General features: G+C 62.5%; 8 protein-coding genes and 1 pseudogene. 4 read left to right on the top strand and 5 right to left on the bottom strand.

Annotated elements, in window-relative coordinates; genetic code table 11:
* A pseudogene (locus O7A61_RS29095) lies at positions 1–333 on the bottom strand (MFS transporter); the annotation flags it as partial.
* A gap of 48 nt (positions 334–381) precedes the next feature.
* On the opposite strand from O7A61_RS29095, the gene O7A61_RS29090 reads away from it, so the two are divergent.
* Positions 382–921, top strand: a complete 540-nt coding sequence (locus O7A61_RS29090; protein ID WP_337132691.1) for an Lrp/AsnC family transcriptional regulator — start codon at positions 382–384, stop codon at positions 919–921.
* A gap of 123 nt (positions 922–1,044) precedes the next feature.
* Here O7A61_RS29090 and O7A61_RS29085 read toward each other — a convergent pair whose 3' ends face one another.
* The 3 genes from O7A61_RS29085 to mtnK all read right to left on the bottom strand — a co-directional run bounded on the left by O7A61_RS29085 (position 1,045) and on the right by mtnK (position 4,469).
* Positions 1,045–1,602 (bottom strand): hypothetical protein, encoded by a 558-nt coding sequence (locus O7A61_RS29085; protein WP_337132690.1) that lies wholly within the window; start codon positions 1,600–1,602, stop codon positions 1,045–1,047.
* A 504-nt stretch (positions 1,603–2,106) separates the two neighbouring features.
* On the bottom strand, positions 2,107–3,201 hold the full coding sequence (gene mtnA, locus O7A61_RS29080) for an S-methyl-5-thioribose-1-phosphate isomerase (protein ID WP_337106568.1): 1,095 nt from the start codon (positions 3,199–3,201) through the stop codon (positions 2,107–2,109).
* Complete coding sequence (gene mtnK, locus O7A61_RS29075; protein ID WP_337132689.1) at positions 3,198–4,469, bottom strand: S-methyl-5-thioribose kinase; 1,272 nt, start codon at positions 4,467–4,469, stop codon at positions 3,198–3,200. The genes mtnA and mtnK overlap by 4 nt, the downstream gene beginning before the upstream one ends.
* Positions 4,470–4,606: 137 nt before the next feature.
* Here mtnK and O7A61_RS29070 point away from each other — a divergent pair, with 137 nt between their 5' ends.
* The 3 genes from O7A61_RS29070 to O7A61_RS29060 all read left to right on the top strand — a co-directional run bounded on the left by O7A61_RS29070 (position 4,607) and on the right by O7A61_RS29060 (position 8,297).
* Entirely contained in the window at positions 4,607–6,118 is a 1,512-nt protein-coding gene (locus O7A61_RS29070; protein WP_337132693.1) for a sugar ABC transporter ATP-binding protein, read from the top strand.
* A gap of 81 nt (positions 6,119–6,199) precedes the next feature.
* Positions 6,200–7,195 carry an ABC transporter permease gene (locus O7A61_RS29065; protein WP_027142239.1) on the top strand — a complete coding sequence of 332 codons (996 nt, stop codon included), beginning with the start codon at positions 6,200–6,202 and terminating at the stop codon, positions 7,193–7,195.
* A gap of 49 nt (positions 7,196–7,244) precedes the next feature.
* Positions 7,245–8,297, top strand: coding sequence for a substrate-binding domain-containing protein (locus tag O7A61_RS29060; protein WP_337132688.1), 1,053 nt, complete (start codon positions 7,245–7,247; stop codon positions 8,295–8,297).
* Between the two features lie 72 nt (positions 8,298–8,369).
* Here O7A61_RS29060 and O7A61_RS29055 read toward each other — a convergent pair whose 3' ends face one another.
* The gene (locus O7A61_RS29055; protein ID WP_337132692.1) at positions 8,370–8,666 is read right to left on the bottom strand and encodes a type II toxin-antitoxin system RelE/ParE family toxin; all 297 of its coding nucleotides are present in this window, start codon (positions 8,664–8,666) and stop codon (positions 8,370–8,372) included.
* Between the last annotated feature and the right edge of the window lie 111 nt (positions 8,667–8,777).

Below are 8,777 nucleotides of genomic sequence, written 5' to 3'. Positions count from 1 at the left end.
CAGCGCGGCCACCGTCGGCGCGGCCGCGCTGGCGACCAAGGCCAATGCCAGCAGCAGCAAGGCCGCCTGCAGCATCCGGCGCGCGCCGATCCGGTCGATATGGCGTGCCAGGAACAGGGCGCTCGCCGATGTGCCGAGGCCGAAGGCGGCCGCCGCCGTCATCACCATGGGAACGCTGGTCGCGAACGATACGGCCACCGCCGGAGCGATCGGGCCCAGCACCAGCGAATTCGAGCCGATCACGGCGATGCATCCGGTCAGGAGATAGGCAAGCGCCGGGATGGGCGGCCTGGTGTCCGCGTTCAAGGTTGCAGCTTGATCGTTGTTCGACATATCACCATAATGGCCGTATTGAATTCCGTGACAATCGGGAATATCGGCATGGATGAAGAAACAGATGGCATTCAGCGGAACAGGCCGGCGGCCCGGGATGTCGACGCGACCGACCGAAAGATATTAGGCGTTCTGGTCGACGACGCGACCGTCAGTTATGCCGAGCTCGGCGAACGTGTCGGCCTGTCGCCGCCGGCAGCGCATGAGCGCGTCAAACGGCTTCGGCGCAGCGGCGCCATCCGCAACACGGCCGCCATCATCGATCCCAATGCGGTGAAAAAGCCGCTGCTCACCTTCGTCCACATCGACACCAGTGGCTGGGGCAAGACCCCGGAACTGATGGCGATCTCGGAATATCCCGAGGTCGAGGAGATCCACACCGTCGCCGGCGATACATGCGTCCTGCTCAAGGTGCGCACCGAGGACACCAAGGCGCTCGAAGGACTGCTGTTGCGTCTCTACGAGACACCCGGCGTCACCTCGACGCGCAGCTACGTGGTTCTGGCGACCTACCTCGAACGGCCGGTGCAGCCCGGCATCACGGCGCAATGGCCGACGCCGAAGCACATGGGCAAGCCGCTCTACTAGGCAGGACGGATGGAAGTCTTGGCTGTCACGCTCGTTAGGGAAATATAGCCTTCAGACCTTCGCACGAGGCCTGCCTTTTCGACGGTCGCGACGCGCCCGGCTACAGGTCAAGAAATAGTCTACCTATTTCGTAGCTATTTGAGCAGAGTAGTTAGGGAGTTCAGAGAGCTTTCGATAGTTGTATCCGTCGAAGGCAAATATGCTTCCGAGGATCTTTTGGTAAAACGGTATATAAAGGTGCTCCCCAGAACCATATTTATCAATGGCGTCGAGAGCATCATTGTACGCCTTGGCGTCTATTGCGCGTAAAACAGGTGGCTCGTCTCCAGCGATTCGCGTCATTTTGCTTGCCCATGCCGCACATTTGTCCTCGTCGCAATTAATGCATTCATCAATCTCAGCGAGAAGGTTGTAGTAGTCTCGCTGAAGTGCCTGATGATCGCGTGCAGAGCGACCAAAATCAAAGACCAGCTGCGCTGCCGCTACAGCTGAAACAGCTGCCCCAATCCACAACTGATCAACGCCGAAGCGGTGCGCGACGTCACTCATGGCAGCCGCGCCAAGCAAAACTACTAGGAAGTTGAAGAAGCGGTTCCAGCGTTCGAACGCCCGGCGGCGCCCTGTGTGATAGAGGGCGTTCCGAAGGGCGTTAAACCGTACATTATCTACGTCCCTGGCCACTAGCGTTCCTTCTTTCCCGGCTTTTCATCCCGCCCAGGCTTATCTATTCGTTCAGGCTTTGGCTGGCGCGGGCCAGCATGCAAGCGCTGGCCAGCACCCGAGGCAGCCTTCTTCGGAACGGTTTGGCCAGAACGGCTCTCCCTCTTAGCGCTCTTGCCCTGTCCAGTACCCGCTTTCTTGGCCAAAGCCGTTCCTATTTTTTGGTTGGCGGTGGCGGTGGTGGCGGCGGGGCCGGCTGTCTCGGCCCGACTGAAGTATTTACGCCACTTGAAGGTTGTCGCGGTCCCCAAGTTTTGATCTCGGTATATTTGCTCACAGATATAACCCTCCGCTGTGTGTTTTTCATTGAAATGTAAGCGTCCCGCTCACGTATATGAGCCTCAGTCAACGCAATTACTAGCACGAGTCTTACTCTGTTTCATCAGCAAATAGGCTTTTTCAACACCGTTGGGCCGCATGAGCGCGCCATGCTGTCAACATCCGCCGGAACGATCCGCCGCTGTGCTATGCCCGCTCGGGGAACATCGCCTTCAGCCCTTCGCGCGATGCCTTGGCGATGCCGCGCTCGGTGATCAGTCCGGTCACCAGCCGTGCCGGCGTCACGTCGAAGGCGGGGTTCCTTGCCGGCGTCGCTTCGGGCGACACACGCACCTGGGCGATCTCGCCCTTGGCGGTCTTGCCCCAGACCAGCGACACCTCGTCGCCCGAGCGCTCCTCGATCGGGATTTCGGCGAGGCCGTCGCCCACCGTCCAGTCGATGGTGGGAGAGGGCAGCGCGACGTAGAACGGCACGTCGTTGTCGGCTGCGGCGAGCGCCTTCAGATAGGTGCCGATCTTGTTGCAGACATCGCCGTCGGCTGTCGTGCGGTCGGTGCCGACGATGACCATGTCGATCGCGCCGCGCTGCATCAGATGGCCGCCGGCATTGTCGACGATCAGCGTGTGCGGCACGCCATGGCCGGCCATTTCCCAGGCGGTCAGTTGGGCGCCCTGGTTGCGCGGGCGTGTTTCATCGACATAGACATGGACCGGAATGCCGGCTTCTACAGCGAGATAGATCGGTGAGGTGGCTGTGCCGTAGTCGACAGTCGCCAGCCAGCCGGCATTGCAGTGGGTGAGGATATTGACCGGCTCGCCGGGCTGCTTGCGCGCCGCGATGTCCTTGATGATGGCGAGACCGTTCTCGCCGATGGCGCGGTTGAGCCCGACATCCTCGTCGGCGATTTCACTGGCGCGCCGATAGGCGGCAGCGGCGCGTTGTCCGGCCGGCAACGGCCGCAGGAAACGCCGCATCTCGTCCAGCGCCCAGCGCAGGTTGATCGCCGTCGGTCGTGTCTCGTGCAGTGTTTCCCACACGCTGTCGAGCGCTTCGTCGGACGGATCGTGCGCCATTTGCATGGCGACGCCATAGGCCGCGGTGACCCCGATCAACGGTGCGCCGCGCACCCACATGTCGCGGATCGCGGTGGCGATGCCGGCGACCGTGCCAAGCTTCTCGATGCGGAATTCATGCGGCAGCCAGCGCTGGTCGATGATCTCCACCGAGCGGCCGTCGTCGCTGAGCCAGATGGTCCGATAGTGGCGGTCGCCGACGTTCAAATGCTGTTCTCCTGTTCGATCAGCGCGGCCAGATTGTTGACCTCGTCGATGCTGTGAATCTGGCGCCGGTTGACGGCGATGTGGCGGCCGAATTTCAGTGCCTTCGCCTCACAACTGGCGCGCAGATCTTCATCGGCAATGGTCTCGAAGTCGGCATTGTGGGCGAGGCCGAGGATGCGCCTGTGCACCTCGATGCCGGCAAAGCCGAGCAGATCGGTCCAGATCTGGTGCAGCACATCGTCGAGCGCCTGCTCGGCGGCGAGTATGTCGCCCTGATCCTCGAACAGGCTCTTCTGGTAGAGCATGCCGGTGCGCTCGGTGCGCCACAGATGCGAGAACTCGGCGCGGAACACTGCCCATGTCTCGACGACGACATCGAGCAGATAGGCGCGCATGGCGTCGCGCTTGCCCTTCTGTTCATGCCCGCGTTGCGAGAAGAACGACATCCAGAAATTGGCGAGCAGCATGCCGGTGTCGAACGCCATCGGACCGTAGAAGGCGAACTCCGGATCGATCATCCGCGTTTCCTGATCGGTGACCATGATCGAGCCGGAATGCAGGTCGCCATGCAGCAGCGTTTCGGCATTGGCGGTGAAGAGATGCTTCAGCCGCTGCGCCTCCACCTTGAGGTCGCGGTCGGCCCGCAGTTCCGCCACCAGACCGTCGAGCTGCGGACTGGTGTGGCGGTTCATCTTGGCGTCGAAATACGGGTCTGTGAACACCAGGTTCTCGGTGATGTCGCAAAGCTCGACATTGTCCGCGAACAGCGCCAGGTCCGCCTTGCGCTCCTTGGTCACCATCGACAGGTCGGAGCCGCGGAACAGGGTGCGGGCCATGAACAGGCCGATATCCCGGGCAATGTTCGGCAACTGCCGGCCTTCGATCAGCGCCCGCCGCAGGATGATGTGCGGCGACAGATATTCCATGATGATCAGCGCCTGGACCTCGTCGAAGTAGTAGATCGCCGGCACCGAGCCCGGCGCGCGCGCCTCCTGCCGGGTCAGCGCGTGGTATTCGAAGAAGGAGCGCTTCAAGGGGAGTGGCCAGCTGTCGCCGACGAGCCGGACATAGGGCAGGGCTTGCTTGACGATGGCGCCGCCGCTAGCACCCTCGACGATGAACACCAGGTTCAGATTGCCGTCCCCGACCTCGCGGACCTTCCAGGCGCTCGCATCCTTGCCGATCTTCGAGCACAGCGCTTCGTTCGTGCCGAGACGTGTTGCGAGCGTCTCCACCGACAATGCTTCGAACGGCAATTTCCCAGTCATCCTTGTCCCTCCCGCCTGTGTGCTCCCATCATAAGGGAGCCTTGACGGCGAGGCCAAGCTAGGAAGCCGTCTGGCAATTGTCAATCGTGTTGACAATTGCCGATATTGACCATAGCGTCATGGTCAGGGAGGAACGCATGGTCGGCAATGCCGTGTTCCGCGTAGAGGGACTGAGGAAATCCTTTGGCCGCAACGAGGTGCTTGGCGGCATCGCGCTGGACCTCCATGCCGGTGAAGTGACCGTGCTGATGGGCGCCAACGGCGCCGGTAAATCCACCCTCGTCAAGATCGTCAGCGGCGTCTACGAGGGTGGCGGCGGCACGATGACGCTTGCCGGGCAGGATTTTGCGCCGAACACGCCGGCGGAAGCGATCCGCGCCGGCGTCGTCACCGTGCACCAGAACATCAATGACGGTGTCGTCGCCGATCTCGACGTCGCCACCAATCTCACCCTCGACAGGCTGAGCGGCAAAGGCGCGCCGACCCTGTTCAATCCCGCCCGCGTGCGCCGCGAAGCCAAGGCGGTCGCCGACCGCATGGGGCTGGCCATCGATTTGAAGGCGCGCGTCAGCGACCTTTCGCTCGCCGATCGCCAGATGGTGGCGATTGCCCGTGCGCTGGCACACCAGCCGAAGGTGCTGATCCTCGATGAGCCGACCTCGTCGCTCTCCAGCGCCGAAGCCGACAGGCTGTTCGCGCTGGTCGACCGGCTGCGCGAGCAAGGCGTGGCGATCCTCTATATCTCGCACCGCATGTCGGACATCAGGCGGCTCGCGGACCGCATCGTCTCGATGCGCGACGGTGTCGTCTCCGGCGCCTTCGACATCAAGCCGCTCGACTATGAAGGCGCGGTCAACGCCATGCTCGGCCGCAAGATCCATCTCGACCGTGTCGTCGCCAGGAGTTCCGCCAGGGCGGTCCTGAGCGTCGAAGGCCTGCGGATCGCGCAGGGCGCCCGGCCGATCTCGCTGACCCTTGGCGATGGCGAAGTGGTCGCCATCACCGGTCTCGTCGGTGTCGGCAAGACCGCTCTTGCCGAGACGCTGTTCGGCGTGCGCCGATCACTCGCCGGCACCATGACGATGAACAGCAAGCCTTACGCGCCGCGCTCGGCGGGCGACGCGATCGCCGCCGGCGTGTTCCTCGTCGCCAAGGATCGCGCCACCAGCGGCATTGTCGGCGGCTTCAACATCGAGCGCAATGTCAGCTTGCCTTTCCTGAAGCGTATGTCGAATTTCAGCGTGCTCAAGCGCCGCCTCGAACGCGCCACCGCGCGCCGGCAGATCGAGCAGCTCGGCATCGTCTGCCGCTCCGAGAAGGATGACATGTCGGCATTGTCCGGCGGCAACCAGCAGAAGGTGATGGTCGCCCGCTGGATGGCCCAGAATGCCGCGCTGTTCATCCTCGACGAGCCGTTCCAGGGCGTCGACATTTCGGCCCGGCGCGACATCGCAGCCAAGCTGAGGGCAAGCGCCAATGGCCGCGCCACGCTTTTGTTCGTCACCGAACTCGACGAAGCGCTGGAGACGGCCGACCGCATCCTGGTGATGTCGGAGCACACAATCGTCGGCGAACACCGCAACGCCGATGTCGATCTAGATCGCCTGCTGGCCGAGGTCGCGGGCGGACCGCTGCACAGCGCTGCCTGAGCGTGGCGGCCGATGGAATTGGAATGGAGAGATCATGGGTTGGAGTTGGGTAAAAACCGCAGCGGCGCCGGGGTGCGCGGAATGACGCTGCGCGACCACGCCATCCGCTATGGATTCATCGTGCTGTTGTTCGGATTGGTCGCCTATTTCGCGATCGCCGCCGACGGATTCGTCTCGCCGCAAAGTGCCGTCTTCATCTTCCAGTCGGTCGCCATCACCGGCGTGCTGGCGCTCGGTGTTACCGCCACCCTGGTGGTCGGCGGCTTCGACCTGTCGATCGGTTCGGTTGCGACCTCGGCCATGATGGCGGCGGCCTATGTCATGGTGGTGCTGGAGCAGAACGCGTTCGTGGCGGTCATCATCTGCTTGTTGATCGGCGCCTTTGTCGGCCTGATCAATGGCTGGCTGATCGTCTACATGCGCGTGCCGGACCTGCTGGCGACGCTAGGCATGATGTTCCTCCTGGTCGGCCTGCAGCGCATCCCGACAGAAGGCCGCTCGATCGCCACCGGCATGACCATGCCCGACGGCTCGGTCGCCAACGGCAAGTTCTCCGATGCCTTCCTGGCGCTTGGCCGCCACCGCTTCGATTTCTTCATCCCGAACCTCATTCCGGTGTCGGTGGTCGTGCTTCTGGTGCTGGCCGTGCTGATCTGGTTCTTCCTCGAATACACCCGCTTCGGCCGCATGATGTACGCCGTCGGCTCCAATGAGCGCGCCGCCGAACTCGCCGGCGCGCCTGTCAAGGCATACAAGATCTGGGCCTACGTTATTTCAGGAGTTTTTGCCTCTATCGGCGGCATTTTGCTCGCCGCCCGGCTTGGACGCGGCGACATCGCCTCGGGTAATAATCTGCTGCTCGATGCGGTTGCCGCGGCGCTGATCGGCTACGCGGTGCTTGGCGCCGCCAAGCCGAACGCCTTCGGCACCGCCATCGGCGCGCTGTTCGTCGGCATCTTGCTGCAGGGCCTGACGATGATGAACGCGCCCTACTACACGCAGGATTTCGTCAAGGGCGTGGTTCTGGTCGTCGCCCTTGTCTTCACCTTTGCCCTTTCGGGCAGGGGCAGGAACTAGCATTCGGCCGGATAGGATTTTGGGTTCAACAAAAGTGGAGGAAAACAAGGTGAACATCACAAGAAGACTTCTGGGGAAAGTGGCGCTCGGGCTCGCCGGCGCAACCATGCTGATGCAGGTCCCGGCATTGGCCGCCGATAAGCCGGCGCCGTTCGACAAGCCCGGCGTCAAGATCGCGCTGGTGCGCTATCTCTCGACCGGCGACTTCTTCCAGGCCTATCTGTCGGGCGTCGAGGCGCAGTCGAAGGCGCTCGGCATTGACCTGCGCGTGCTCGACAGCCGCCAGGACGCCGCCCTTCAGGCCGACATGGTCGACCAGGCCATTGCGCTCGGCGTGCAGGGCATCATCATCCAGCACGGCCTGACGGAATCGATGAAGGACGCGGCCCAGCGTGCCGTCGACGCCGGCATCAAGGTGGTGGCCTTCGACGTCAATGTCGAAAACCCCAAGATCCCGCAGATCGAACAGTCGGACAAGGACCTGGCGCGCCTAGCGCTCGAACAGGCGGTCAAGGACAATGGCGAAAGCTGGAACGCCGGCTATGTCTACGTCGCCGGCATCGCGCCGCTCGACCGCCGCAACGAAACCTGGGTCGACGTGAAGAAGAAATATGCCGGCATCAAGGAAGCCGCCATGTTCGGCACGCTCGACAATCCGATCGCCAACTCCGTCGCCAACCAGGGACGCTCGGTGCTGTCGGCGCACCCCGACATCAACGTGATGTTCGCCCCTTATGACGAATTCGCCAAGGGCGTGAAGATCGCCGTCGACGAAGCGAGCCTGAACAAGAAGATCAAGATCTATTCGGCCGACATTTCCACGTCCGACATCGCGGCGATGCGCGAGCCCGATAGTGCCTGGGCGGCGACCGCCGCGACCAACCCGGCCGTCGTCGGCCAGGTCTCGGTGCGCGCCCTGGCGCAGTTGCTTGCCGGTGAAGATCCCGGCCACAACGTCATCGTGCCGCCGACGCTGATCACCCAGAAAGAGCTGATCGACAAGGACATCAAGAACATGGAGGACCTGTCGGCCAAGCTGCCGCAGTTCGCCCACGCCGATGTCGCCATGCCTGCCTGGATGCCGAACCCCAACGCGAAGTAGGCGCCGGTCCGATAAGAAGCGAAAGGGCGGCCACGAGCCGCCCTTTCCATATGGATGTTCGCTTCTTTCGGTCTACAGCCAGTGTTCTGGATCGCGCATCCCGTGGACAATCGCCACGACTAGGACACCATCCGACTGTGGTTCGTAGATGACGATGTAGCGGCCTTCGATCAGCACTCGGGCTGTTGCACTCAATTCCGGGCGGGCTGCTCCTATCCTGGGGTGCTGAGCCGCCAGATCCAGCTTGTCGAAGATGCGCATCAGCAGCTTGTCCGCTGCCTTTTCGTTGTCGATTGCGATGGTGTGCCAGACATCTCGCAAATCCTGCGAGGCGCGCGGTGTGAACCGATATTTAGAGCGTGATGAGATTAGTTTCGGTCATAGCCGGAGTTTTCGAAGTAGTGTGAGCATTCTGTCGGTGTGATGCGGTTGAGAATTTGGCCGATCGCGTCGCAGACGGTTTGGACGGTGCGGCTTGCT

The sequence above is a fragment of the Mesorhizobium sp. Cs1321R2N1 genome, from assembly GCF_037179725.1.
Classification (GTDB): Bacteria; Pseudomonadota; Alphaproteobacteria; order Rhizobiales; family Rhizobiaceae; genus Mesorhizobium; species Mesorhizobium salmacidum.
The sequence above is the reverse complement of the archived record's forward strand: the minus strand, read 5'-3'. Positions and strand labels throughout refer to the sequence as shown.

What these genes read in the sequence shown, in the direction of transcription:
- O7A61_RS29090 (WP_337132691.1), top strand. Translation starts at nt 382, where the DNA reads ATGGATGAAGAAACAGATGGCATTCAGCGGAACAGGCCGGCGGCCCGG.
- mtnK (WP_337132689.1), bottom strand. Translation starts at nt 4,469, where the DNA reads ATGACTGGGAAATTGCCGTTCGAAGCATTGTCGGTGGAGACGCTCGCA.
- O7A61_RS29070 (WP_337132693.1), top strand. Translation starts at nt 4,607, where the DNA reads ATGGTCGGCAATGCCGTGTTCCGCGTAGAGGGACTGAGGAAATCCTTT.
- O7A61_RS29065 (WP_027142239.1), top strand. Translation starts at nt 6,200, where the DNA reads ATGACGCTGCGCGACCACGCCATCCGCTATGGATTCATCGTGCTGTTG.